24 protein-coding genes are annotated in these 25,384 nt (G+C 69.3%); 10 read left to right on the top strand and 14 right to left on the bottom strand.

The window, feature by feature from the left end; genetic code table 11:
* Positions 1 to 594, bottom strand: coding sequence for a hypothetical protein (locus CGU34_RS15970; RefSeq protein ID WP_100814671.1), 594 nt, complete (start codon positions 592 to 594; stop codon positions 1 to 3).
* A 249-nt stretch (positions 595 to 843) separates the two neighbouring features.
* Here CGU34_RS15970 and CGU34_RS15975 point away from each other — a divergent pair, with 249 nt between their 5' ends.
* The 5 genes from CGU34_RS15975 to CGU34_RS15995 all read left to right on the top strand — a co-directional run bounded on the left by CGU34_RS15975 (position 844) and on the right by CGU34_RS15995 (position 7,744).
* Positions 844 to 1,992 carry a glycosyltransferase gene (locus CGU34_RS15975; protein ID WP_081766442.1) on the top strand — a complete coding sequence of 383 codons (1,149 nt, stop codon included), beginning with the start codon at positions 844 to 846 and terminating at the stop codon, positions 1,990 to 1,992.
* Positions 1,993 to 2,001: 9 nt separating this feature from the next.
* Complete coding sequence (locus CGU34_RS15980; protein WP_100814672.1) at positions 2,002 to 3,228, top strand: glycosyltransferase; 1,227 nt, start codon at positions 2,002 to 2,004, stop codon at positions 3,226 to 3,228.
* A gap of 233 nt (positions 3,229 to 3,461) precedes the next feature.
* On the top strand, positions 3,462 to 4,460 hold the full coding sequence (locus tag CGU34_RS15985; protein ID WP_100814673.1) for a GlxA family transcriptional regulator: 999 nt from the start codon (positions 3,462 to 3,464) through the stop codon (positions 4,458 to 4,460).
* A 94-nt stretch (positions 4,461 to 4,554) separates the two neighbouring features.
* On the top strand, positions 4,555 to 6,765 hold the full coding sequence (locus CGU34_RS15990; RefSeq protein ID WP_100814674.1) for an ATP-dependent Clp protease ATP-binding subunit: 2,211 nt from the start codon (positions 4,555 to 4,557) through the stop codon (positions 6,763 to 6,765).
* 136 nt (positions 6,766 to 6,901) lie between these two features.
* Positions 6,902 to 7,744 (top strand): UbiA family prenyltransferase, encoded by an 843-nt coding sequence (locus CGU34_RS15995; RefSeq protein WP_100814675.1) that lies wholly within the window; start codon positions 6,902 to 6,904, stop codon positions 7,742 to 7,744.
* Between the two features lie 17 nt (positions 7,745 to 7,761).
* Here CGU34_RS15995 and CGU34_RS16000 read toward each other — a convergent pair whose 3' ends face one another.
* Genes CGU34_RS16000 through CGU34_RS16010 form a run of 3 tightly spaced genes read right to left on the bottom strand, consistent with a single transcriptional unit; the run spans position 7,762 to position 10,902 of the window.
* On the bottom strand, positions 7,762 to 8,931 hold the full coding sequence (locus CGU34_RS16000; protein WP_100814676.1) for an FAD-dependent oxidoreductase: 1,170 nt from the start codon (positions 8,929 to 8,931) through the stop codon (positions 7,762 to 7,764).
* Positions 8,928 to 9,653, bottom strand: coding sequence for a methyltransferase domain-containing protein (locus tag CGU34_RS16005; protein ID WP_100814677.1), 726 nt, complete (start codon positions 9,651 to 9,653; stop codon positions 8,928 to 8,930). Before CGU34_RS16005 ends, CGU34_RS16000 begins: the two co-directional genes overlap by 4 nt.
* Before the next feature lie 52 nt (positions 9,654 to 9,705).
* Complete coding sequence (locus tag CGU34_RS16010) at positions 9,706 to 10,902, bottom strand: type III polyketide synthase (RefSeq protein ID WP_100814678.1); 1,197 nt, start codon at positions 10,900 to 10,902, stop codon at positions 9,706 to 9,708.
* A gap of 148 nt (positions 10,903 to 11,050) precedes the next feature.
* Here CGU34_RS16010 and CGU34_RS16015 point away from each other — a divergent pair, with 148 nt between their 5' ends.
* Positions 11,051 to 11,431 (top strand): VOC family protein, encoded by a 381-nt coding sequence (locus CGU34_RS16015; RefSeq protein WP_100814679.1) that lies wholly within the window; start codon positions 11,051 to 11,053, stop codon positions 11,429 to 11,431.
* Positions 11,432 to 11,623: 192 nt separating this feature from the next.
* Here CGU34_RS16015 and CGU34_RS16020 read toward each other — a convergent pair whose 3' ends face one another.
* Positions 11,624 to 12,991, bottom strand: coding sequence for a glucose-6-phosphate dehydrogenase (locus CGU34_RS16020; RefSeq protein WP_100814680.1), 1,368 nt, complete (start codon positions 12,989 to 12,991; stop codon positions 11,624 to 11,626).
* Between the two features lie 110 nt (positions 12,992 to 13,101).
* Between CGU34_RS16020 and CGU34_RS16025 the strand changes: the two genes are divergently transcribed.
* Together CGU34_RS16025 and CGU34_RS16030 are read left to right on the top strand one after the other, a co-directional pair.
* A complete protein-coding gene (locus CGU34_RS16025; RefSeq protein ID WP_198517862.1) occupies positions 13,102 to 14,973 on the top strand; it encodes a glycoside hydrolase family 15 protein in 1,872 nt (623 codons plus the stop codon).
* 31 nt (positions 14,974 to 15,004) lie between these two features.
* Entirely contained in the window at positions 15,005 to 16,330 is a 1,326-nt protein-coding gene (locus CGU34_RS16030; protein ID WP_100814681.1) for a GAF domain-containing sensor histidine kinase, read from the top strand.
* On the opposite strand, the gene CGU34_RS16035 is transcribed toward CGU34_RS16030, so the two are convergent.
* The 5 genes from CGU34_RS16035 to CGU34_RS16055 all read right to left on the bottom strand — a co-directional run bounded on the left by CGU34_RS16035 (position 16,267) and on the right by CGU34_RS16055 (position 21,275).
* On the bottom strand, positions 16,267 to 17,379 hold the full coding sequence (locus CGU34_RS16035; RefSeq protein WP_036300589.1) for an ABC transporter permease: 1,113 nt from the start codon (positions 17,377 to 17,379) through the stop codon (positions 16,267 to 16,269). The genes CGU34_RS16030 and CGU34_RS16035 overlap by 64 nt on opposite strands.
* A complete protein-coding gene (locus CGU34_RS16040) occupies positions 17,376 to 18,260 on the bottom strand; it encodes an ABC transporter ATP-binding protein (RefSeq protein WP_100814682.1) in 885 nt (294 codons plus the stop codon). Before CGU34_RS16040 ends, CGU34_RS16035 begins: the two co-directional genes overlap by 4 nt.
* A gap of 125 nt (positions 18,261 to 18,385) precedes the next feature.
* The gene (locus CGU34_RS16045) at positions 18,386 to 19,033 is read right to left on the bottom strand and encodes a response regulator transcription factor (RefSeq protein ID WP_232711727.1); all 648 of its coding nucleotides are present in this window, start codon (positions 19,031 to 19,033) and stop codon (positions 18,386 to 18,388) included.
* Positions 19,034 to 19,092: 59 nt separating this feature from the next.
* On the bottom strand, positions 19,093 to 20,370 hold the full coding sequence (locus CGU34_RS16050) for a sensor histidine kinase (RefSeq protein WP_100814683.1): 1,278 nt from the start codon (positions 20,368 to 20,370) through the stop codon (positions 19,093 to 19,095).
* 59 nt (positions 20,371 to 20,429) lie between these two features.
* Positions 20,430 to 21,275 (bottom strand): exodeoxyribonuclease III, encoded by an 846-nt coding sequence (locus CGU34_RS16055; RefSeq protein WP_036300843.1) that lies wholly within the window; start codon positions 21,273 to 21,275, stop codon positions 20,430 to 20,432.
* A 65-nt stretch (positions 21,276 to 21,340) separates the two neighbouring features.
* Here CGU34_RS16055 and pyrE point away from each other — a divergent pair, with 65 nt between their 5' ends.
* Positions 21,341 to 21,916, top strand: a complete 576-nt coding sequence (pyrE, locus tag CGU34_RS16060) for an orotate phosphoribosyltransferase (protein WP_036300846.1) — start codon at positions 21,341 to 21,343, stop codon at positions 21,914 to 21,916.
* 111 nt (positions 21,917 to 22,027) lie between these two features.
* Here the strand turns inward: pyrE and CGU34_RS17605 are convergent, their stop codons facing one another.
* From CGU34_RS17605 to CGU34_RS16070, 3 genes are all read right to left on the bottom strand, one after another.
* Complete coding sequence (locus CGU34_RS17605; protein ID WP_269800314.1) at positions 22,028 to 22,162, bottom strand: hypothetical protein; 135 nt, start codon at positions 22,160 to 22,162, stop codon at positions 22,028 to 22,030.
* A gap of 20 nt (positions 22,163 to 22,182) precedes the next feature.
* Positions 22,183 to 22,755: a YdeI/OmpD-associated family protein gene (locus CGU34_RS16065; protein ID WP_100814684.1), complete on the bottom strand. Its 573-nt coding sequence runs from the start codon at positions 22,753 to 22,755 to the stop codon at positions 22,183 to 22,185.
* A gap of 87 nt (positions 22,756 to 22,842) precedes the next feature.
* Positions 22,843 to 23,673: an HAD-IIA family hydrolase gene (locus CGU34_RS16070; protein ID WP_036300379.1), complete on the bottom strand. Its 831-nt coding sequence runs from the start codon at positions 23,671 to 23,673 to the stop codon at positions 22,843 to 22,845.
* Between the two features lie 89 nt (positions 23,674 to 23,762).
* On the opposite strand from CGU34_RS16070, the gene CGU34_RS16075 reads away from it, so the two are divergent.
* Positions 23,763 to 24,749: an SDR family NAD(P)-dependent oxidoreductase gene (locus tag CGU34_RS16075; RefSeq protein ID WP_100814771.1), complete on the top strand. Its 987-nt coding sequence runs from the start codon at positions 23,763 to 23,765 to the stop codon at positions 24,747 to 24,749.
* Here the strand turns inward: CGU34_RS16075 and CGU34_RS16080 are convergent.
* Positions 24,738 to 25,379, bottom strand: a complete 642-nt coding sequence (locus CGU34_RS16080) for a metal-dependent transcriptional regulator (protein WP_100814685.1) — start codon at positions 25,377 to 25,379, stop codon at positions 24,738 to 24,740. The genes CGU34_RS16075 and CGU34_RS16080 overlap by 12 nt on opposite strands.
* Positions 25,380 to 25,384: the final 5 nt, after the last annotated feature.

Raw genomic sequence — 25,384 nt, forward strand, 5'->3', positions numbered from 1 at the left:
TCAGGCGGGGTCGATCCGGAGCGTCTGCGCGCCCTCGCCCACCGTCATGTCGTCGACGAGTCGGATGCTTCGGGCCACCTCGTCGATCGCGGGCAGCACCGTTCCGAATCGCGTGCGATCGCTGCACACGGCGTTGACCGTCACGAAGTGCGTCCCGGTGTCCCACGTGTATGTCGCAAAGGGTGGTGTGCGCTCGTCGGGCGGCAGGTCCATGACGAGCCTCTCGCCGATCCCGAGGTAGGTGCCGCGGAACGATTCGGTGTCGTCGTACTCCATCGGCATCATGGCGCGGGCCGTGCGCAGTTGCGCCGTCGCCTCCTGAACCTGCGCCAACATGACGACGAGTTCGGGATCGGACTTCCACACCCACGCGAGTACGCGGCCCTCGGCGCGTCGCATGAGCAGGGGAGCGGCCTGGCTCATCGCCCACGCGGCGAACCCGGAAGAGGGCCGCTCCGTCGCACCCATCGCCCGGTTGGCCTGCGACAACAGCATTCCGATCGCGGCCTTGCGGTGGCGCCGACCCCGCCAGCCGAGGGATCCCGTCACCGCCACCCAGCGGTTCGGATCGGCATCGGCCTGCAGTCTCGCCATGCCCCCACAGTAGGACGGATGCCTGGGCATCCGCACGATCATCCGCCCGGCGCGTGGGCCCGGGCGGTCAGAGGGCGCTCGGGTAGAGTGGGCGGCGCGCAGCACCCGACCGTGCGACCCCGTTCCGCCGCACAGATTGGCACCCAGCATCCCGTGAGCTCCCCCGAGACCCACGGCGTCCCTCGCGAGTCAGCCTCAGCGGCGCCCGCCGGGGATGCGAACGCTTCCGCACGCCCGCTGACCATCGTGATGGGCTGCGACACCTTCTTCCCCGACGTCAACGGGGCCGCCCGTTTCAGTGAGCGACTCGCTGCGGGCCTCGTGCAGCGCGGCCACGACGTGCACGTGGTGGCACCGAATCAGGCGTATCGCCGCAAGGCGCCCGGAATCGAGATCATCGAGGGTGAACCGATGACGGTGCATCGTCTGCCGTCGGTGCGTTGGCCCCCGCACGACTGGCTGCGATTCGTCTGGCCGTGGCGCACCAAGCACTACGCCCGACAGGTGCTCGACGCCGTGAAGCCGGATGTGGTCCACATCCAGTCCCACATCGTGATCGGGCGGGGCCTGACGCGCGAGGCCGCCAAGCGGGGCATCCCGGTCGTTGCGACGAACCACGTCATGCCCGAGAACATCCTCGATCACACGACTCTGCCGGCGTGGATGGACGCCCTGCTGGTGAAGTGGGCGTGGGCGGACGCCAACCGCACGTTCCAGATGACGTCCGCGGTGACGACGCCTACCCGCAACGCCGCGAACTTTCTCGAAGCCGCGATCAACATCACGGGCGTTGTGCCGATCAGTTGCGGTATTGCCGCGTCGAACTATCGCCCCGACCTGACCCCGCGCGATCGCAATCGCGTGCTGTTCGTCGGCCGGCTGACGCGCGAGAAGCAGATCGACCTGCTCCTCGAGGCGATCGTCACCCTCGACCCCGCGCTCGATGTACAGGTCGACATCGTCGGCGGCGGCGACCAGCGCAAGCACCTCGAACAGCTCGCCGAACGGCTCGGACTCGCCGACCGCGTGACGTTCCACGGTCGTGTTGAGGAAGAGGAGCTACGGGCGCTGTACTCGCGCGCCAGTGTCTTCGCGATGCCCTCGGTGGCAGAGTTGCAGTCGATCGCCACGATGGAGGCGATGGCCTCGGGCCTGCCCGTCGTCGCGGCCGACGCGATGGCGCTGCCGCACCTGGTGCATGACGGCGAGAACGGTTACCTCTTCGACCCCGCGTCGGCCGCCGATCTGGCTGCGAAGCTCACCACGGTGCTGACGGCCGCACCCGACGAGCGGCGCCGGATGCAGGAGGCCTCGCTCGAGGGTGTGCGCATCCACGACATCGACCGGACGCTGCGCACGTTCGAGTCGCTGTACCGGGGCCAGCCGGTCGAGGACTGAGGCGACCCGGTGAGCGTTGCAGCACGCCGGGTGGCGTTGGTGTGCGACTACTCGCTCGACTACCTGGGCGGTGCGCAGAGCGCGTTCCTGGACGAAGCGCGTCTTCTGCGCGATCGCGGACACGAGGTCGTCGTCGTCGCCCCCGCCTCGCGCCGCGCGGACGGGGGAGCCCTGCGCCGCTGGCAGGACGAGGGTGGTGACGTGATCGCCGTGCGAGCCTGGGTGACGCTGCCGGGTGTCCAGCTCCCGGTGATCCGCAACACCCAACGCCTGCGGACCCGGTTGGCGGATGAGTTCGCGGAACGCGACATCGACGTCGTGCATGTCCACTCCGAATTCGGGCTCTCGGCTGGTGCCGTCTCGGTCGCGCGGGCTCGAGGCATCCGCACCGTCCAGACCGTGCACACGTTCTTCTGGCGCGCGGATATGCCTCAGGGATTCGGCCGGGTGCTCGGCGCCACGGTCCGTGCTTTCGGGCGGTGGCTCCGCGGATTTCCCACAACGCGCGCGGAACTCGCTCCGGCCCCCGTCGATTCGGCGCTGCGCAACCTGACACTCTCGCTCGCCCTGCGGGTGGACGTCGTCGTCTCACCCTCCGCCCACCAGGCCGAAAGACTTCGTGACGCGGGAGTGCGGACGGTGCGGGTCGTGCCGAACGCCGTTACGCCCGGACCCGTCGGCGAGCCGCTGACCGAGGTCGGCCCGCCGCTGCGCATCCTCTGGGTCGGCCGATTAGTTGCCGAAAAGCGCCTGATCGAATGGATCGACGCCGTGGTGCAGACCGCCGCCGTGGTGAATCCCGGCAGCTTCGAAGTCGAGATCGTGGGCGAGGGTCCGTTGCGGGCCGCCGCGGAGCAACGCGTCGATGACGCTCCGGTGCGATTCCTCGGGCGCCTGCCACGCGAGGCGGTGCAGGAGCGGATGCGTGCGGCCCATCTCATCGCCCTGACGTCGTTCGGGTTCGACAATCAGCCGGTCACCATCGTCGAGGCCCTCGAGGCTCGGCGGGGGATCTTCTACGTCGACCCCGCGTTGACGGAGGGTACGGAGCTATCGGGCATCCGTGCGTCAGGCCCCGACGTTCGCGCTATCGCGCAACTGCTGACGACGCTGGTGCGCGACCCGCGCCCGGTGCTCGAGGCATCCGCTCGCGCGGCCGAGGCTGCGCGCGAGTTCGACCCGGTGCTGCACGTCGCCCGCATCATCGACGCCTACTCGGCAACCCCCGCGCTCTGAGTCCGCGCGGCGATGCCCGTCACGGCAGACGCGAACAATCGATGGGTGTCGCGCGATAGCCATCGCGCAGAACGGCCACCACGGTGGCGGTGAAACCGACGACGGACAGTGCGGCGAAAAGGATGAAAAGGACCATGGCAGAAAAGCTACGGGGATTGTTATTTCGCCACGAGTGGCAGGAAAGACGTGTATCGTATGAATCCTGCCAGCGTGAGTGAGCCCCCAGGAGTGCCATGAAGACCGTCGCCGTGATCGTCCAGGACGGGTTCGCTCCCTTCGAGTTCGGTGTCGCCTGCGAAGCCTTCGGTCTCGATCGCTCCGACGACGGGGTGCCGAACTTCGACTTTCGGGTCGTCACTCCTGACCCGGGGGCGGTCGCATCCAGCATCGGATTCTCGATCAATGTCGTGGCCGACCTGTCGTTCGCAGACGAGGCTGATCTTGTCATCGTGTGCCCCGTTCCCCGGCGAACGTGGGGCGCCGTCGATCCGCGCGTCCTGGACGTCGTCCGTCGCGCCGCTGACCGGGACGCGTGGCTGCTCAGTGTGTGCAGCGGATCGTTCGTCCTCGCGGCGGCCGGTGTGCTGAACGGTGGCCGGGCCACGACCCACTGGCGCTACGCAGACACGATGGCGGCGATGTACCCCGCGATCGACGTCGATCCGGACGTGCTCTACGTGCAGGATGGTCGGATCATCACGAGCGCCGGTACCGCGGCGGGCCTCGATGCCTGCCTGCACCTCTTGCGGATCGAGCTCGGAGCCGAGCTGACGAACATCATCGCCCGGCGCATGGTCGTGCCCCCGCAGCGCGACGGCGGGCAGGCGCAGTTCATCGCGCAGCCGTTGCCCGAGGCAGCGTCCCTCTCACTGTCGCCGGTGACGGACTGGATGCTCGAGAACCTGAGGCACGATCTGAGTGTCGAGGACCTCGCGGCACGCGCGCACATGTCGCCGCGCACGTTCGCGCGTCGGTTCAAGGCCGACCTCGGCACGACTCCCGCGGCCTGGCTCGCGCGGCAGCGCATCATCCACGCTCAGCGCCTGCTCGAGACGACAGACCTCGCTCTCGACCGCGTCGCATACGAGTGCGGGTTCGGCTCGGCGGCTGTCCTACGGCAGAACTTCGCGCGGGTGCTCGGCACGACGCCGACCGCGTATCGCTCGACGTTCAGCTGCGCGACCGATGTCGCGGGGATGCCCGAGCCCGTCCTCGCGGGGTCCACCACCTGAACTTCTGGTGGTGTGTCTTGTTGTCCTGACGGAGCCCTGATAAACTTGAGTCCATCAGGCTCAAGTTTCTGAGCCACAGGATTGAGGAGACACCATGAACGCCACGCCACAGCCGGGGCAGGACGAGCAGCAAAGCCCTCTCGAGCAGTTCGGCATCAACCTCACCGACCGCGCCCGTCAGGGCAAGCTCGATCCCGTGATCGGCCGCGACGCCGAGATCCGACGCGTCAGCCAGGTGCTCACGCGTCGCACCAAGAACAACCCCGTCCTCATCGGCGAGCCCGGCGTCGGCAAGACCGCCGTCGTCGAGGGGCTCGCGCAGCGCATCGTCGCGGGTGACGTCGCCGACTCGCTGCGTGACAAAGAGCTCGTCAGCCTCGACATCTCGGCGCTCGTCGCCGGCGCGATGTACCGCGGCCAGTTCGAAGAGCGCCTGAAGAGCGTCCTGAAAGAAATCACCGAGTCAGATGGGCGCATCATCACGTTCATCGACGAACTGCACGTGCTGATGGGCGCGGGCGGGGGAGAGGGTTCGGTTGCGGCTTCCAACATGCTCAAGCCGATGCTCGCCCGCGGTGAGCTGCGCATGATCGGCGCCACCACGCTCAACGAGTATCGCGAATTCATCGAGAAGGATGCCGCGCTCGAGCGCCGCTTCCAGCAGGTCTATGTCGGCGAGCCGACGGTCGAAGACACCATCGCCATCCTGCGCGGACTAAAGGAGCGCTATGAGGCGCACCACAAGGTCGCGATCGCGGATGCGGCGCTCGTCGCCGCCGCGAGCCTGTCGAACCGATACATCCCGAGTCGTCAGCTGCCGGACAAGGCGATCGACCTGATCGATGAGGCCGCGTCGCGCCTGCGCATGGAGATCGACTCTGCGCCGCTCGAGATCGACGAACTGCGTCGGCACGTCGATCGGCTGAAGCTCGAAGAGATGGCGCTGAAGAAGGAGAAGGACGAGGCATCCAAGGAACGCCTCGGCAAGCTCCGCACCGACCTGGCGTCGCAGCAAGAGCGCCTCGGCGAACTGCAGGGGCGTTGGGAGCGCGAGCGCGCGTCGCTCAACCGTGTCGGTGACCTCAAGACGCGGCTCGACGCCGCGCGCGTCGAGGCCGAGCGCGCACAGCGCGAGGGCAACCTCGAACGCGCATCTCGGCTGCTCTACGCCGATATCCCGGCGCTCGAGCGCCAACTCATGGAGGCCGAGCGCGCCGAGTCGACCGAGGAGCGGATGGTGGGCGACCAGGTCACAGATGAGGACATTGCATCGGTCATCGCGGCCTGGACGGGGATCCCCGTGGGGCGCCTGTTGCAGGGCGAGACCGAGAAGCTGCTGCACCTCGAGGCGGAGCTCGGCAAGCGCCTGATCGGTCAGAAGGATGCGGTCAAGGCGGTCTCGGACGCGGTTCGCCGCTCGCGGGCGGGTATCAGCGACCCGGCCCGGCCGACCGGCTCCTTTCTCTTCCTCGGCCCGACGGGTGTCGGCAAGACCGAGCTCGCCAAGGCGCTCGCCGCGTTCCTCTTCGACGACGAGCACGCCATGGTGCGGATCGATATGTCGGAGTACGGCGAGAAGCACTCCGTGTCGCGCCTCGTCGGCGCCCCTCCGGGCTACATCGGCTACGAGCAGGGCGGCCAGTTGACCGAGGCCGTACGTCGACGCCCCTACAGCGTGGTGCTTCTGGATGAGGTCGAGAAGGCGCATCCCGAGGTCTTCGACGTGCTGTTGCAGGTCATGGACGACGGGCGGCTGACGGATGGTCAGGGTCGCACGGTCGACTTCAAGAACGTGATTCTGATCCTCACCTCGAACCTGGGCTCGCCGATCCTGATCGACCCGACCCTGTCGATCGAGCAGAAGCGCGACGCCGTGCAGGGGCTCGTGCGCCAGGCCTTCAAGCCCGAGTTCATCAACCGTCTCGACGACATCGTCATCTTCCAGGCCCTCACGCAGGACGACCTCGCGCAGATCGTCGAACTCTCGGTCGACGCCCTGCAGCGGCGCCTGCACGAGCGCCGGCTCACCCTCGCGGTGACGCCGGATGCCCGGGCCTGGCTGGCCGAGCGCGGGTACGACCCCGCGTTCGGTGCGCGACCATTGCGCCGACTCATCCAATCCGAGATTCAGGACCGCCTTGCGATGGCGATCCTGGCGGGCGGGGTACGCGACGGCGACACGGTGCGGGTGGATGTCGCGGCGGATGGTTCGTCGCTCGTGCTGACGAGCGCAGGCCCGACCGCGCCGACGGCGCCCGATGCATCCGATGACGACGTGATCGAGGCCGAGCTTCTCGACGACTGACCGCGTACCTCCCGCTCACCGAAACACCCCATTTGCGCCGAAACACCTCACGACACGGGGTGTCTCGACGCACGATGGGTGTTTCGCCGAGATCGGGGTGGGAGGGGCGGTGCGAGCGGCGGATAGGGTTGCGGGCATGCGCGCCGTCTTCGCCCTCTGGCGCTCGACCCATCCCGGTCCGACGCTCGTCGTCACCGCTCTATCGCTCGGTTTGGGCATAGCGGCGGGCCTGGATGCCTGGCGCGGCGCGGTGCTCGTGATCTCGGTCTTCTTCGGGCAGCTCTCTATCGGGCTCTCGAACGATGCGATCGACAGTGACCGCGATCGCCGCGTCGGGCGCACCGACAAGCCGATCGCCCGCGGGGATGTCTCGCTCCGCGCGGCCTGGATCGCGGCGATCACCACCGTCGTCATCGCCCTCGGGCTTTCGGCGGTGCTCGGACTCGGGATGCTGGGGGCGCACGCCGTTTTTCTCGGCTCCGCTTGGGCGTACAACGCGGGGCTGAAGTCCACCGCGATCTCGATCGTTCCATTCCTCGTGAGTTTCGGCCTCCTGCCTTCGCTCGCGACACTTTCTGCGCCGGAGCCCGCGATCGCCGCGTGGTGGGCGACGCTCGCGGGCGCGGTGCTCGGTGCGGCCGTACACCTGACGAATGTGTTGCCGGATCTGGACGACGACCGAGCAACCGGTGTCCGCGGGTTTCCGCACCGGCTCGGAGCGCGGTGGTCGGCGGTCCTCGCGGCGGCGGGAATCGTCGCCGGAGCCATTGCCGTCGTGTGGGGATCTGTGGACGGAGACATCGACCGTGTCGGCGTGCTGACCTGGGTGTTCGTGGCCCTCGTGATCACCGCGGCGATCGCCACCATTGTCCTCGCCCTCAACCGCGCGCCGGGTCGGTTGCTGTTCCGACTGGTGATGTCGGCAGCGCTCATCCTGGCCCTGCAACTCGTCCTTTCGGGCGGTGGATTGGCCGGCTGAAGAATGGTGGCGTGAACCTAAGACCGCGCCGCGGGATCGAAGTCCATGGCGTACGCCCGTGCCAGCACGTCTCCGCACTTCCCCCCGAGGGCCAGGCGGACCGCGGTGCGACGCACGCGATCGGGCACACCCGTCAACGCACGCCCGAGTACCGTGTTAGCCGCCGCGATGCGGCCCGAGAGGACCGCGGCCGCCAGCCGACTTCGCTCCCACCGCGCGAGCTCGGTCTCGGGTGCGGCGCCCTCCCGGACCCACCGGGCGAGCAGGGGCGCGAGCGTGGCGGCGTCGACCAGCCCGAGATTCATGCCTTGGCCACCGATGGGACTCACCTCGTGTGCCGCGTCTCCGATCGCGAAGACCCGGCCCGCGCGCATCGCCGGCACGAGCGCCCGGCGAACCCCGAAGGACGTTGCCCACGTGATCGACTCCGCGCCGCGCTCGGTGCCCATCCGGCGCGCGACGATGGAGCGGAGGCGGTCGGTGGCGGCATCTCCCGCCTCGACCCCGCCCGATTCCACCCATGCTACGTACCGGCGCATCCCGCCGGGCAACGGGAACGACTCGAGCACCCCGTCCGCCTCGAGCCGGACGATCGCCGAGTCGCCGTCATCGCTCGTGTCCGAAGCATCCGTCATCAGATAGCGGTCGGGATAGTTCCGCGTGCGTACGGCACCGGTCAGAGGACTGATCGCGCGGCCTCGAGACCCGGTGGCGATCACGACGAGTGGTGTGTGCTCGATCACCGTCGCGCCGTCGCGGTCGCGAAGTTCCACGTCGACCCCGGACGCTCCCGTCTGAGCAACACGTGTTGCCGTCACCCCGCGGCGCACGTCGGGCGCACCCCAGAAGTCCGCCGTCGCGGCGAGCGCGGCCTCGGTCGCGTGCTGGGGGAGTGTGGCGACGTACGGATGCCTCGAGCGCAGCCGATCGAAGTGGACGCTGCCGAGCCGTCGCCCCTGCGCCGTCGCAACGCCGGTCCGTGCGCGTCGCGCGTCGGCGAGCAGCCGCTCCGTCGCGCCCGAATCCTCGAGGACGCTGAGCGCCGCGGCGTGCAGCCCGACCGCTCGCGTCCCGGCCGAGGGATTCTCGCGACCATCGATCATCGAGGCCGTGACCCCCAGTCGCGCGAGTTCGGCCGCGACCATCACGCCCACCGGGCCGGCACCGACCACGATCACATCGCTCATGTCGTGAGGTCCTGCACGGCGATGAGGCGGAACGGGGCGGGGCGCTCGACTCGCCATCCGTCCGGCATCAGCTCGGCCAGTTCGGCGGGGGTCCAGCTGCGCCTGATCGAGCGCAGGCCGTCGGTGCGGAGGAAGCTGCCCGGAGCGAGCGGCGTGATGCCGACGGCGTAGGCCGCGTAGGCGAGGCGCGAGCGGGCGATGTCCGAGTGCAGGGCCAGCCGGGTGGCGAGACGCCCCGAGTCCTCGAGCACCGTTCGTAGGTCCGCCGGAGTGAGGTGATGCATGACGTGGCTCGAGACCACGACGTCGAAACGCTCGCCCGAATCGGCGAGGCGCGTGCTGTCGGTCAGCCGGTATTCAACGCCCCGCACCGGGTTGGCGGCGCGGGCGACGGCCACGCTCCGGTCGTCGGGATCGATTCCCATGCCGCTCACGTCGAACCCGTCCGCTCGCGCGCGCGCGACAAGCCGGCGCAGCACGTCGCCTCCGCCGCAGCCGATGTCGAGGAGCCGCGCCGGCCCCGGTGCCGCGGCCAGTGCTGGGCGCACTCGCTCGCGATAAACGGTGCCCCAGGCGGCGATCAGCCGGTTCACGAGGGTGAAGCGCTCCAGCGTTCTGCGCAGCCGATCGGGGGCGCAGTCCGGGTCGTCCATGAGTTCACGCAGATCCTCCGCGCGCGTGGCGAGGGTTGCTCGGCCGCTCCGCACCGTCTGAGCTCTCATCTCACATCCGTCATCGCAGCGCCCTCATCGCAGAGCCGTCATCGCAGAGCCGTCATCGCACGGCGACCGGCTCGGGTTCGCGTTCCAGCTCGACCGGATCGTCAGCGCCGACCGCGTCCACCCCTGCCGCCGCCGTCTCCACCCCTGCCGCCGCGGGCACGCGCGCGGTGAGCAGCGCGGACTCGACGGTCAGGCCGGGCCCGAAGGCGACGCCGATCGCGCGCGATCCATCGGCGAGAGCCGGGTCTTCGAGCATCCGCGCCATGATGAACAGCACCGTTGCGGACGACATGTTGCCGAAGCGGCGCAGAACATCGCGCGAGAGCTCCAGAGCATCCGCGGGCAGCTCCAGCGCAGCCTCGAATCGGTCCAGGATGCGTCGGCCCCCGGGATGCACGAGCCAGCGATCGACGTGCCCCGAGCGGCTGAGGATGGGGGCGAGTGCATCGCGCACCTCACGCCCGACGATGCGCGGAACCTCTGCGGTGAGCGTCATCTCGAACCCGTCGTCGCCGATGATCCAGCGCATATCGTCTTCGCCCTCGCTCGTCAGGGCCGTTGCGAAACCCTCGAGCTCGAGGCTCGGAGCGTCGAGTGAGGGCTGTGCAGACACCACGGCCGCGGCAGCGCCGTCGGCGAAGACCGCAGACGCGACGATCTGCTCGGGGTCGGCCGATGCGCGCAGGTGGATGCTGCAGATCTCACCGCACACGACCAGAACGACAGCGTTCGGGTCGGCGGCGCAGATGCGCGCCGCCTGGCGGAGTGCCGGGAACGCCGCGGCGCAGCCGACGAACCCCAGGTGGTCACGCTCGACCGTGGTGCGCAGCCCGAGGTCTCGCACGAGTCGGTAGTCGGGGCCCGGGGCGTAGAAGCCGGTGCACGACGCCGTCACGACGTGCGTGATCGCGGATGCCTCGACATCCGCTCGCGCCAGAGCATCACGCGCCGCCCGCTCGAAGAGCGGCGGAGCCTCGCGGCGATACACGTCATTGCGCGTTCCCGTCAGCGGCGAGAGCACCTGCCGGGTATCGGCGTCGAGGAATGCCGACGGTTCGGCGGAGTGCTCGGCGAGCTCGGCCAGAACCGTGTGCCGGGTGTCGATGGCCGACTGATCGAACGCCGCGCCGATCAGGCGTGCCGTCAATCTCTCGACACCGGGCTGGGCGAGAAAGAGGTCGCGTACCGCAGTTTGCGGCAGAACGGGGGTCGGAACGGCCGTGCCGATGCCGAGGATGTGGGCGGGCATGTCTCAGAGTAACCAGCCCCGGGATGCCGAGGGCCCGGGGTTGACAGCTGAGTCTGCTGATGCGACCGGGTCTGGACAGTCACGTCGATGAGGAGGAGCCTGGAGGCGGACGTGCGCTGACGGGTGCGCACGGGTACGAGGAGGACACATGTTCACGGGTGAGCACGCCTTCAGCGGTTTTTCGGTCGGCGACATCGACGCGGCGCGGCACTTCTACGGCGCACAGCTCGGGCTGAGCGTCGAGGACGATGAGATGGGCTTCCTCCGCCTGCGGCTTAGCTCGGGCGCACACATCCTCATCTACGGCAAGCAGGGTCATGAGCCCGCGTCCTTCACGATCCTGAACTTTCCCGTCGACGACGTCGAGGCCGCGGTGGATGACCTCAATGCGCGGGGCGTGGTCACCAAGATCTACACCGACCCCGACTACGGCACGGACGAGAAGGGCATCTCACGCGGGATGGGACCCGATATCGCGTGGTTCCGCGACCCGGCGGGGAACGTCCTGTCGGTACTCAAGGTCGACTGAGCCCGCGCGGAGGGATTCGTCGCGGGTCCCCCGCCTTCGCTGTGCGCAATTCAGTCCCGGCGGGTGCGGCATCGCCGGCCAATCCCGGAATTCCGGGGCAACGACCGGCTCCACCGCACGGATTTGCTGAATTATGAACGCGCAGCGGCAGCCGTAGCGGCGGCGCTGCAGGCCGACTCTGCCAGGGCCGCCTCAGTCCAGGCTTGCCCAACCCGTGGGTCCGCTCGACCCGGCCGCGTATTCGTCGAGTGGCACGGTGCCCGCACGCCACGCGTCGATCGCGGGCTGCACGATGCGCCAGCACTGTTCCGCGGCGTCCGCCCGCACCGAGAGCGTGGCGTCGCCGTCGAGGATGCCCGACAGGACCTCGCCGTAGGCCTTGAGGGCACCGTCGCCGAGGTCGGCCGTGAGCACCGTCTTCTCGAGCCGGAACGGGTCATCCGCTCCATTGACGTTGAGTTCGAGCGACATCCGGTCGGGACCGAGCGTGAAGCGCAGCACCGACCCGTCGGCGTCGCCCGTAAAGCCCGCGGGCAGGTGGCGGACCGGGCGGAATCGCACGATGATCTCGGCGTCGCGCGCGGCGAGTGCCTTGCCCGAGCGCAGCGTGAACGGCACGCCCTGCCAGCGGGCGTTGCGGACCTCGCACGTCAGCTCGGCGAGGGTCTCGGTCTGGCGGGAGGGATCGACGCCGTCCTCATCGACGTACGACGGCACCGGCCGGCCCGCGATCGCACCCGCCGTGTAGATCGCGCGGCGGGAGGCGTGCGCCGGATCGTCGTCCCACAGCGCTGTGGCGCGCAGGGCCGCGGATGTCGCGTCCCGCAGGTCGACCTCGTCGAGGGTCGCGGGTGGCTCCATCGCCACGAATGCGAGCACCTGCAACAGGTGGCTCTGGATCATGTCCATCAGCGCACCGGCGTGGTCGTAGTAGCCGGCCCGGCCCTCGAGCGCGAGCGATTCGTCGTAGCGGATGACGACGGATTCGACGTTCTCGGCCGACCAGACGGGCTCGAGCACCCGGTTCGCGAAACGGACACCCAGAAGGTTCAGCACCGTGGATCTTCCGAGGAAGTGGTCGACGCGGAAGATCTGCTGTTCGGGGACGAGCCCCTGCACGGTGGCGTTGAGGGCCCGTGCACTTTCTTCGTCGACGCCGAACGGCTTTTCGAGGGCGAGGATGGTGCCCTCGGGCAGCTCGACGTCGGTGAGTGCCTCGCAGGCCCGCGCCGCGACTGCCGGGGGCACCGCGAAGTACAGCGCGAGCCGGCCGGGGGTCGAGGCGACGAGGGCGCGCAGGTCGTCGGCGTTCGTGATGTCCGCGCGCGTGTAGCTCGTCGAGGCGATGACGTCGTTCGCAACCTGCGCGCCGCCGGCGGCGAACGAGGCCCGGACGACATCACGCCAGTGGTCGTCGCTCCAGTCGTCCATACCGGCGCCACGCAGGTGTACACGCCGCCAACTTTCGCGGGTGAGCAGCTCGCCGAGTGCCGGCAGCAGCAGGCGCGAGGTCAGGTCGCCCGAGGCGCCCAGGATCAGGAGCGTGGTCTCGACCGTCATGCGCCCACCCTATCCGCGACCTCCGGAGCGGAGCCCGACAGGGGCCACGGCAGTGGCACGACAGGGCCCACGGCGGGCTTCTCCCAGGCCCGGCTGACACCATCGGGAAGATGACTTCTCCCATCGCGGACTACGCCGTGCTCAGTGACACCCGGACGGCCGCTCTCGTGTCGCGTGAGGGCAGCATCGATTGGCTCTGCCTTCCCCGCTACGATTCGGCATCCGTCTTCGGCGCTCTCTTGGGTGATCGACGGCACGGATGCTGGAGCCTGCGACCGACGGATGAATCCGCGGTCCCGACTCGGCGTTACGAGGACGACACGTTCGTGCTCGTGACGCGCTGGGAGGGCGCGAGCGGTGTGGCGGACGTCTGGGAGTTCATGCCCCACGGAGGGGACACGATGCCGACCGGAGGCGCCGGGGTGGCCCTCGTACGTCGCGTCATCGGGGTGAGTGGGGCGATGGAGTTCACGCAGCACCTCACGCTGCGCTTCGATTACGCGCGGGCCGTTCCGTGGGTGCGTCAGGTCGGCACCGACGAAGCCCCCGAGCTGCTCGCCGTCGCCGGGCCCGACGCGGTCATCGTGCGTGGTCCCCGTTTGGTGCCGACCGACCACGCGCACGCGGGAACGCTGTCGGTGGAGGCGGGGGAGCACGAGGATCTCACGCTCTCCTGGTTCCGCTCGTATGAGGACGCGCCTCCGGCTATCGATGTCGATCGTGCGCTCGCCGCGACGACCGAGTGGTGGCGGCGCTGGGCGGCCCGGATCGAGCACGACGGGCCGCATCACGACGCCGTGGTGCGCTCGCTGCTGGTGCTGCGCGCACTGTCGCATCACGACAGCGGGGGGATCGTGGCGGCCGCGACGACCTCGCTGCCCGAAGAGTTCGGCGGAACGCGCAACTGGGACTATCGCTACGTCTGGCTGCGTGACGCGGCGCTCACCCTCGAGGCCTTCATCAGCCACGGGTTCCTCGGGGTCGCCGATCGCTGGCGGGCATGGCTGATCCGAGCCATCGCAGGGGACCCCGCCGAGCTGCAGATCATGTACGGACTCGGCGGCGAACGCGACCTGTTCGAGCGGGAGCTCGACAGCCTGCCGGGCTATGACGGCGCGGGACCCGTCCGCATCGGCAACGGTGCCGCGCACCAGTTCCAGGGCGATGTGATCGGCGAGGTCATGGTCGCGCTCGACGAGGCCCGCAGGGCGGGGTTGCCCGAGTCCGAGGCGTCCTGGCCCATGCAGCGTGCGCTGTTGACGTACGTCGAGGCGAACATGGACCGGCTCGACAACGGCATCTGGGAGATCCGCGCCGAGCCGCGGATGTTCACCCACTCGCGCGTCATGATCTGGGCGGCGCTCGATCGCGGCATCCGCGCGGTGCGCGAAGAGGGTCTGGACGGACCCGCCGAGCACTGGGAGCGGCTACGGGACCGCATGCGCGACGAGATCGACGAGCGCGGTGTCGACCCCGACGGCGGCTTCTTCGTGCAGTTCTACGGCACGCGCGAGGTGGATGCCTCGCTGCTCATCCTTCCGCAGGTCGGATATTGCGCGCCGGACGACCCGCGGATGCTCGCGACCGTTGCCGAGATGGAGCGGACGCTCATGCCCGACGGGCTGCTGCTCCGGTACCGCACCGAGAGCGGTGTCGACGGGCTGGAGGGCGACGAGCATCCGTTCCTCGCCTGTTCGTTCTGGCTCGTCCAGCAGTACGCCGCCTCGGGACGGGGTGAGGACGCCGCGCGCCTGATGGACAGGCTCTGCTCCCTCGCGAACGACGTCGGTCTGCTCGCAGAGGAGTACGACGTCGGTGGGCGCCGCCACGCGGGCAACACCCCCCAGGCGCTGTCACATCTCGCATTGGTCGGTGCCGCCGACGCGCTCGTGGGTCACTACGGGCGAGCCGCAGCCTCCGCGCTGAAGCATCCTTCCTCCGTCACGTCGCCCATCGATACGACGGGTACACGCGTATCCTGAACTCTCCTGTCGTTCCGCAAGGAGAGCTCGCATGGCTTCACCGCAAGAGCTGACGCGTCGGGCTGCGATCGCCGGCTACGAGCTGATCGGGCAGCCCGCGGCGCCGGATCTCGAGGGCATCGCTCAGGTCGCGGCGACGGTGTGTGGGGTGCCGCAGGCGGTCGTGAACATCATCGACGAGAGCTATCAGCACCAGGTCGCGGCGGTGGGCTTCACACCGGCGGTGTGTTCACGAGATGACTCGATGTGCGCCGTCGTGTTCGAGAACCCCGGGCACGTGGTCGTGCCGGACGCCCGCGCAGACCCCCGCTTCGCCGCCAACCCTTTCGTCACGGGTGTGGTCGCGAACGTGCGGTTCTACGCGTCCAGTCCCCTCGTGACTCCCTCGGGGGTGCCCATCGGGACGCTGTGCGTCTTCGACGATGAGGTGGGCGACCTTTCGCCCGCGGCGAGCCGTGCCCTGGAGCTGCTCGCGCACCAGGTCGTCGAGGTTCTCGAGTTGCGGCGCGCCGCGCGCATCCTTCTGCGCACAAACGCCGAACTCGCCCACTTCGCGGGGCAGGTCAGCCACGATCTGCGAAACCCGCTCAACGCGGTCTCGGGCTTCATCGAGATCGCGGCCGACGATCCGGAGATCGCCCACGCACCCCACGCGGTCCGCGCGCTCGAACGCGCGGAATCGGCGGTCTCGCGGATGGACTCGATGATCGTCGATCTGCTCGACTACGCCCGGACCGGGGGCGCGATCGCCCCGCGCTCCGATATCGATCTGGAGAGAATCGTCCGGAGCGTCGCGGATGATCTGGATGCTTCGCTGCGCGAGACGCGGGCCCGGATCGTCTATGACGCGCCGGTCCGCGTCACGGGCGACCCCACCCTGCTGCGGGCACTGTTGCAGAACCTCATCGCCAACGCCGTGAAGTTCACGGCGGCTGAGGGGCACGAGCCGTTCGTCGAGGTGCGCGCCCTGCGGGTGTCCGGTGGATGGCGCGTGACCGTGGACGACAACGGCCCCGGGGTCCCTCTCGAGGACCGCGAGCGTGTGTTCGTCGCCATGGAGCGGGGTGATCACTCCACACCCGGTATCGGGTTGGGGCTTGCGACCTGCCGCCGCATCGTCGAGGCGCACGGTGGCCTGATCGGCATCGAGGACTCGGACCTGGGCGGTGCCAGCTTCTGGTTCGTGCTGCCCGACGGGCCCGCGTCGGCAGACGGCCCGAGCGGCGCCAGTTCGCGGCATCCGCTCCACCGATCGATGGCGCGGATGCCGCGAAGACGGGCCGAAGCTCGGGGTCAGCCGCGCAGCGCCTCGACGAGCTTGACCCGACCGCCCATGCGCAGCAGCGAGTTCTCGTAGATCTTCGCGCCGATGAAGATGGCGGCGATGCACGTCGCCATCAGGATCGCGAGTGACAGCAGCGGCTCCCACCACTGCGCGTCGCCGAGGAACAGCCGCAGGGGCATACCGACCGGGGCCGAGAACGGCACGTACGACATGATGCCGACCACGAGCGGGTTGTCGTTGAAGAAGATCACGAGGAAGTACGGCGCCATGATCAGCATGGTGAGGGGCGTCGTCGTCGATCCGATGTCTTCCTGACGCGAGACCATCGCGGCCGCGGCGGCGAACAACGACGCGAGCAGGATGAAGCCGAAGAAGAAGAACACCGCGAACCAGGCGATGGGACCGCCGAGACCCTGCAACAGCGCTGTCTGATCGGTCACGGTCAGGCCGATGACCGCTATCGCTGCAAGTCCCAGAATCTGGGCCATGGCGAGGATCGTGTTGCCGATCACCTTGCCGGCGAGCAGCGCCCGGGTGGGAACGGCCGAGATGAGGATCTCGACGACGCGGGTCTGCTTCTCTTCGACGACGCTCTGCGCGATCGTCCCGCCGAACAGTGATGCCGCGAGCAGGAAGACGGCCCCGAATCCGATCGCGACCAGGTAGCGGAGCGCGCCGCCGGTCTCGTCCGGGTCGAGCAGCTCGACGTTGGGCGTCTGCGCCAGCAGCAGGAGCAGTGTGGTGGGCGCGGACGACTCCGCGATCAGCGTGATGCCGACGGACGACGAGGAGTCGCCGACGATCGCCGCGTCCACATCGCCGTCGCGAACGAGGGTCTCTGCGGCGGCACGATCGGGCGCGTCGGTGATGTCGAGGCCCTCGATGCCCTGCACCTGCGACGAGGCGTCGGGCGTCACGGCGACGGGGATGCCCGAGGCGTCGCGTGCGGTGAAGCCGCCCCAGATCACGCCGGCGAGGGCGATCAGGAACAGGATCGCCGTCGAGATGACGAAAGCCTTCGAGCGCAGCTTCGATCCGATCTCGCGCTCGGCGACGAGATAGACGCTCTGTGCGGTCGACGGCGCGGGTCGGCTGGCGGGGGATGTCGTGGGAGTGCTCACTGGATGACCTCCTTAAAGATCTGGGCGAGGGTCGGATGCTGGGGCGCGAAGCTCGTCACATCACCGCGTTCGACGGCGCGGCGCAGAACGGCCTGCGCGGTCTCTTCGGTATCGGTGTCGAACAGCGCGTAGCCTCCGTCGAACTCGAGCACGGTGACCCCGGGAACCTCCCGCACCCACCCGGCGTCGGCGGCGGAGATGAGCTCAAAGCGCTGGGCGGAGTGCTGGGCGCGGAGGGCGTCGCGGCTTCCCGCCGCCCGGATCGTCCCGTTCGCGATGATGACGAGGTCGTCGCAGAGCCGCTCGACGACATCGAGCTGGTGGGACGAGAACAGCACCGCGGTGCCCTGCGCCGCGCGCGCCTGCAGAACGCCCGCCACGACGTCGACGGCGAGGGGGTCGAGACCCGAGAACGGCTCGTCCAGGATCAGCACCTCGGGGTCGTGCACGAGCGCCGCGGCGATCTGCGCACGCTGCTGGTTGCCGAGGGAGAGCGTTTCGACGTTGTCGCCGAGTCGCTCGCCGAGCCCGAGCTGTTCGAGCAAGCTCTGAGCGCGCTGGGTGGCGTCTGCCTTCGAGTAGCCGTGCAGGCGCGCCAAGTAGACGATGTGCTCGAGCACCTTCATCTTCGGGTACAGGCCGCGTTCCTCGGGCATGTAGCCGAACCGGCGCCGGTCGGACGACGACACGGGCGCGCCGTCGATGTCGACCTGTCCACCGTCCTTGCCGAGGACGCCCAGGATGATGCGCATGGTCGTCGTCTTGCCCGCGCCGTTGCCTCCGACGAATCCCGTCAGACGGCCCGGGAGGACATCGAATGAGACGTCGTCGAGCACACGACGTCCCCCGTAGCTCTTGGTGATACCGGTCAGTCGCAGCATCCGTCATCCTTTCCGTGGGTGTGATTCCACGCTACGGAGGGCGCGGCAGCGGGACATCCCCCGGGTGGGGGGTCTTCGTCCTCCGGCGTGCGGGGGAGGAGGGGTCAGCGATCAGACGATCAGGATCACGCGAAGCCGTTGCGGTGGGCCCAGACGACCGCCGCGACACGGTCGCGGGCGCCGAGCTTCTGCAGAACGTTGGAAACGTGGGTCTTGACCGTTGCCTCGCCGATCACCAGTCGGGCGGCGATCTCGGCATTGCTGAGGGCTTGCGCCAGCAGGCGGAGGACGTCGACCTCGCGCTCGGTGAAGGGCGGCGCGACCCCGCCCGATGTGACACCACCGGGCGCGGTCGGCTGACCTCCGGCGGTCGTGGCGTGTTCGGGTTCGCCCGCGAACCGGGCGATGACCCGCCGCGTGACTTCGGGCGCGAGCAGGGCGTCACCGGATGCCACGACGCGGACCGCCGCGACGAGGTCTTCGGGTCCCGCGTTTTTCAGCAGAAATCCGCTCGCTCCCGCAGCGAGGGCCCGGAACAGGTAGTCATCGCGATCGAACGTGGTGACGATGAGGACGGCTGCCGAGCTGTCGGGATCCGCCACGATCCGCCGCGTCGCCTCCAGGCCGTCGAGAACGGGCATTTGCACGTCCATGCAGATGACGTCGGGCCGCTCCGCGCGCGCCTGCGCCACCGCGGCGGCGCCGTTCTCGGCCTCGCCGACGACCGTGATACCGCCCGCCGCTTCGAGGATCATCCGGAATCCCGTTCGCATGACGGCGTGGTCGTCGGCGAGCAGGACCCGGATCGGCCGCTCCGCCACACCCTCGTCGCTCACGCGAGTTCCGCTGCGGGTTGACGGGGCACGCGGACCCGCACGAGGTACCCACCGCGCGAGCGGGGTCCGGCATCGATCGTGCCGCCCGAGGCACTCGCGCGCTCGCGCATGCCGACCAGGCCGAGACCCCCGCCGCTCGGCACTCCGGTGCGGCCGGTGTTCGTGACTTCGATCTCGACCGCGTCGGGGCTGTAGCGCAGGCGCACATCCGCGCGGGCGTCGGGCCCGCCATGGCGCCGCGCGTTCGTCAGAGCCTCCTGCACGATGCGGTACAGGTTCACCTGCACGACATCGGGCACCGGCCATGGGTCGCCGAGTTCGCTCAGGGTCGTCGGCAGGCCGGCGTCGACGGCGTGCTCGACCAAAGCGGGCAGTCCCGCGAGACGTACGGTCGAAGCGGCGTTGTCGGCGCCCTCGATGCCCGCCTCTTCGGGGGCGCGCAGGGTCCCGAGCAGGTGGCGCAGTTCGTCGAGTGCTTCGCGAGCGGATGCTTCGATGCCCGACAGCGCCTGCCGGGTCGCGGCGGGATCCGCATCGAGCACCGCGCGCGCCGCGCCCGCCTGGACACCCATCGCGGAGACATGGTGGGCGACGACGTCGTGCAGCTCGCGCGCGATGCGCAGCCGGTCGAGCGCCACCGCCTGCCGCGCGGTCACCTCGCGCTCGCGTTCGAGCTGTGTGGTGCGTTCGTGCAGCTCGGCCCGCTTGCGGGCGGCCGCATACGCGTGATCGCCGAAGTAGTAAGCGCCGCCGAAGTACAGCGCGTTGATCAGGAACTGGATCAGCATGAACGCGACGTAGGGCGAGAACGCGCCCACCCGTGAGAAACCGTCGTCGGTGGGCGCCGTCGCATCCTGGAACGTCGTGATCAGCAGCCAGAGGAACATGCCGGCGATCAGCACAACCCTGACGAGCATCGCCCGCCGCCGGTCGTCGACCCACGCCCCGACCGTGTATATCGCGATGAACATGGCAATGTTGCCGACGTAGATCTCGGGGATGCGCAGGCTCACGGCGACGAAATAGGCGGCGCACACGACGATCGCGACGAGCGAGGGGAAGCGCCGGCGAAGGGCCAGCGGCGCGGTCACCGCGGCCGCATACACGACGCCCCACATGAGGGGCGCCTGCTCGTCGCCGTAGAACCCCGCGACCGACGTCAACCAAGCGCTCAGCACGCCGCCGACGAGCATCGCGGCGGCGAGGAAGACGTCGGCCCGTAGGTCCGCCGATGTCGGCGTGCGTTCGGCGAACGGACGATCGGACTCGCTCATCCCTCCACGGTACGTTGCGGCGCTCGCCGAGACATCCGTCCCGCGGGGGAGACTGCGCGCTATCCGAAGATCATGGGGACGTCGTCCGAATCCTCTGCCGAGTCCAGCTCGAGGTCGACGACGACGGGCACGTGGTCGCTCGGGATCTCGCCCTTCCGCTCGTTGCGGTGGATGGCCGCGCCGCGGACGGCCTCGGCTACAGCGTGCGAGCCGAGGATGAAGTCGATGCGCAGACCCTCGTTGCGGGGGAAGCGCAGCTGCTTGTAGTCCCAGTAGGTGAACCCGGTGGGCACCAGGGGCCGGACGACATCGCTGAGACCGGCCGCCTCGAGGTCGCGGAAGGCCACGCGCTCGGGCTCAGACACGTGGGTCGTGACGCCGGGGACGACCGTCGGGTCGCCGTTGTCGGCATCGGTCGGCGCGATGTTGAAGTCACCGACCAGCGCGAGCGCGGCGTCCGGGTCATGATCCAGCGTGTCGCGCGTGTACTGCGCAAGCGCGCCGAGCCAGTCCAGCTTGTAGATGTAGTGGGGGTCGTCGAGCGATCGACCGTTCGGGACGTAGAGGCTCCACACCCTCACCCCGCCGACGGTTGCCGCGATAGCGCGGGCCTCGAGCGGGGCATCCGGACCCTCGTGGCCCTTCGCGAACCCGGGCATGCCGGGAAAGGAATGTTCGATGTCGGTCATCGGCAGGCGGCTCGCGATCGCGACGCCGTTCCACTGGTTCAGCCCGTGCGCTTCGACGGAGTACCCGGCGTCTTCGAACTGCGCGTAGGGGAACTGGTCGGGCCGGCACTTGATCTCTTGCATCGCGAGCACGTCGATGTCTTCGCGCACCGCGAAGTCGACGGTGCGCTCGACGCGCGCGCGGATGGAGTTGACGTTCCAGGTGGCGAGCCGCATCGCTCCAGCCTAGGAGGTGCCGGGTACATCCGAGGAGGGCCCCGCGGCGCCCTAGACTCGAGCCCATGACCGCGTCGACACCCGAAATCGAAGCCGACCGCCAGCGGCTCATCGCCCTCATCGCCGACGAGGCGGTGTTCCACGGCGACTTCACGCTCTCGAGCGGCAAGCAGGCGAACTACTACGTCGATATGCGCAAACTCACGCTCGACCACCGTGCCGCCCCCGCGATCGGCCGCATCATGCTCGACCTGATCGCGGACATTCCCGACGTCGCATCGGTCGGGGGCCTGACCCTCGGCGCCGACCCGATCGCGAACGCGATCCTTCACGAGTCGGTGCACGCGGGGAGCCCGCTCGATGCTTTCGTCGTCCGCAAGGAACCTAAGGACCACGGGCGCGGTCGCCAGATCGAGGGAGCGGATGTCTCGGGCAAACGCGTCGTCGTGGTCGAAGACACCTCGACCACGGGGCAGTCGGCGCTGAAGGCCGTCGAGGCCCTGCGCCGTGAGGGTGCCGAGGTCGTGGCGGTCGCCGTTATCGTCGACCGGGCCACGGGCGCACAGGCCGCCGTCGAGGCCGCGGGCCTGGAGTGGCGCGCGGCGATCGGCCTCGCCGACCTCGGGCTCGACCCGCAATAGGTTTCGCCCGCCGAGCACCGCCCTGCCCCGAGATGTGGGGCACCGTGGGTGCTGTGGGGCACGTTCTACCCTGCCCCGCGGCGCGGAACCTGCCCCGCTTTGGCCCAAGCGTCAGTCGCGGTCGCCGGGACCTCTCTTGTCACGACTCCGCTTGTCACGACTGCGCCACCAGGCCACGACAAACGCGACGAGGGTGCCGCCGACGATGAGGGTCGACACGGCGAAGATCAGATCACGTTGCGACATGGGTACTCCCTCGGGTTGATCTACGGCCGGCGTCCGGCGGCGGCCTCGGACACGATCCGTGCGATCCGTGCCGTCCGCGTTTCGGGGCGCTTGGCGCTCGCAATCTGGGTGAGGCCGTAGGTCCGCACGGATGGTGGAAAGCCGTCCCACGCCGCGCGAGCCTCGGGAACGGCGTCGAGTGCTGCGGCGAACTCGGGCGGCTCGATGAGTGCCTCCGGCCCGTCGAGCATCGTCCACGTCCCGTTGGTCTTGGCGATCTCGATGGCGCGGATGCCGGCTGCCTCGAGCTGGCCGTCCGCCTCCAGGATCTCGACGCGGGCCTTGTTGGTACCCGCCCATCCGCTGCTCGCGCGCCGCGGGGCGAACCAGAGCCCGGATGTCTCGTCGTCGAAAACGCGGACCGGACCGTCGATCCACCCGAAGCACAGGGCTTGCCGGATCGCGTCTTCGTGCGGGATGTGGAGGTGGGCGAAGCCCTTGCGGCCCCGCACCAACCACGCGCCCTTCGAGTCCGCATGGTTCTCGGCGAGCCACGTGCGCCAGGTGGCGGCATTCGCTGCCCGCACCCGCTCGCCGTCGTCCAATACGCCCATGCTCAGAAGATACCGCGGCGACGATACCGTCACTCCCGGACATCGCGGGCGGTCATGCGACCGCGTCCCGTGCGTCCCGGGGTCGGCTCAGATGACCTCGGGCAGCTCGGTCTCGGACGGCTCTTCCGCGACGAGATCGGCGACCGAGTCGAGCACCTCGTCGGGTCGGAACGGGTAGCGTTCGATCTCGGCGGTATCGCTGATGCCGGTCAGTACGAGCACGGTGTGCAGGCCCGCCTCGATACCGGCGACGATGTCGGTGTCCATCCTGTCGCCGATCATCCCGGTGTTCTCGGAGTGAGCGCCGATCCTGTTCATGGCCGAGCGGAACATCATCGGATTGGGTTTGCCGACGACGTACGGTTCTTTGCCCGTGGCCTTCGTGATGAGGGCCGCAAACGAGCCGGTCGCGGGGACGACACCCGAAGGCGTCGGGCCGGTAGCATCCGGGTTCGTGACGATGAACCGCGCGCCCGCATTGATGAAGCGGATGGCCTGGGTGATGGCCTCGAAGGAGTACTGACGGGTCTCGCCGACGACGACATAGTCGGGCTGCGACTCGGTGATGATGTAGCCGGCCTCGTGCAGTGCGGTTGTGAGGCCGGCCTCGCCGATGACGAACGCCGTGCCGCCCGGCAGCTGCGACGCGAGGAAGTCCGCCGTCGCGAGCGCCGAGGTCCAGATGCGGTCCTCGGGCACGTCCAGGCCGGACGCGCGCAGGCGCGCGCTCAGGTCTCGTGGCGTGAAGATCGGGTTGTTCGTCAGCACGAGAAAGGGCGTGCCCTGGTTGCGCCACTGTTCGAGCAGTTCGGCCGCGCCCGGAACCGGGCGGTTGTCGTGCACGAGCACGCCGTCCATGTCGGTGAGCCAACACTCGATGTCGGCCCTCGTGCGCGTGAGGATGCGTTCTGCGGCCATGCCGCCAGCCTAGGCCGATGAGTCGGCTCGCGCCCGCCCGCAGGACCGGCATACGGCGCGTCGTCGGCGTCTGGCCGTACTGTCGACACATGAGCGCCCGACGCGATCAGTGGAACCCGACATCCCTCCCCGCACAGACGGGGCGAGCGTTCCTCGTGACCGGGTCGAATGCCGGGCTCGGCTATTTCGCGAGCGAGCAACTCGCCCGCGCGGGAGCTCACGTCATCATGTCGGGACGAAACCCCAACCGCCTCGCCGCCGCCCGCGCGGCGATCGGCAGACGGGTGCCGGATGCCTCGGTCGAGACGCTGCTGCTCGACACCAGCAACCTGGGATCCGTGCGTGCTGCCGCGGCATCCGTCGGCGGCCGAGCTCGCCTCGATGGGGTGCTGCTGAACGCCGGCATCGTGCACCCGCCCCGCACGCGCGAGGTGACGGGCGATGGCAACGAGCTCGTGCTGGCGACCAACGTCCTCGGCCACTTTGCGCTCGCCGGGGCGCTGTTGCCCGTGCTCGAGCGCGCCGAGCTGCCCGCGCGGATGGTCTGGCTCGGCAGTATCTCGACAGCGATGTGGTCGTACGACCCGGTCGATCCGCAACTGGAGCAGGACTACTCACCGTGGCGGGCCTACGTGCAGTCGAAGGTGATCGCCCAGGCGCTGGGATTCGAAGCCGACCGCCGACTCCGAGCCCACGGCCTCGCGGTGCGGAGTCTGGTCGCTCATCCCGGTTATTCGGTGAGCGGACGCACACCCGGCATCCGGGGCGTTAATGAGCCGACGCGTGGCGCACGCTTCGTCGACAACCTGCAGGCCGCTGTGACGCAGTCCAAAGAGCGCGGGGCGTGGGCGCCGGTGCGTGCCCTCATCGATCCGGATGCCGAGGGTGGCACGTTCTGGGGTCCGAAGGGCGGGCTCAGGGGCATGCCGCGAACAGCGCGCCCGGCTGCCCTGACGGCCGATCCCGCGCGCGGCGAGAGGCTGTGGGCCTTCTGCGAAGAAGCCACGGCGGTGCAGTGGCCATCCGATCGGGGGTCTTCCGAGCGTAGGCGCTGGCGCCGTCGGTCAGGCCGATAGCCACACGGCCGAGGCCGCGCCCTCCGGGAGCGCGATCGACCCGCTGTCGCCGTCGAGGATCTCGCGCGACACCACGCGCACGGTCGCTCCGACTTCGACACCTCGCTCTTCGAGGTGGCGCAGCAGCGGGGCGTCGCGATCGCTGACGCGCAGGACGCGGCCCTCGTGCCCCGGGGCGGCGTGGGCGAGCAACACGAACCTGACGCGCTCGACCCGACCCTCGGCATCCGGAATCGCGTCGCCGTGCGGATCGAAGCGAGGGCGACCGAGTCGCTCGTCGATCCCCTCGAGCAGCCGGTCGCTGATGGTGTGCTCGAGGACCTCGGCCTCGTCGTGCACCTCGTCCCAGCCGTACCCGAACTCGCGCACGAGCCAGGTCTCGATCAGGCGGTGCCTGCGGATGATCCCGCTCGCCCGTTTGCGGCCGGCTTCGGTCAGCGTCACAGGGCCGTACGGGCGGTGGGTGACGAGCCCCTGCGCGGCGAGCTTCTGCACCATCTCGGTCACGCTCGAGGGGGCGAGGCCCAGTTCGCCCGCGAGCTGCGACGGGGTGATCTGGCGATCCTGCCACTCGGTGTGGTGGTAGATCGCCTTGAGGTAGTCGTCGACCACGGCGCTCGGGGGTGCCATTGCCT

The sequence above is a fragment of the Microbacterium lacus genome (assembly GCF_002812805.1).
Classification (GTDB): domain Bacteria; phylum Actinomycetota; class Actinomycetes; order Actinomycetales; family Microbacteriaceae; genus Microbacterium; species Microbacterium lacus_A.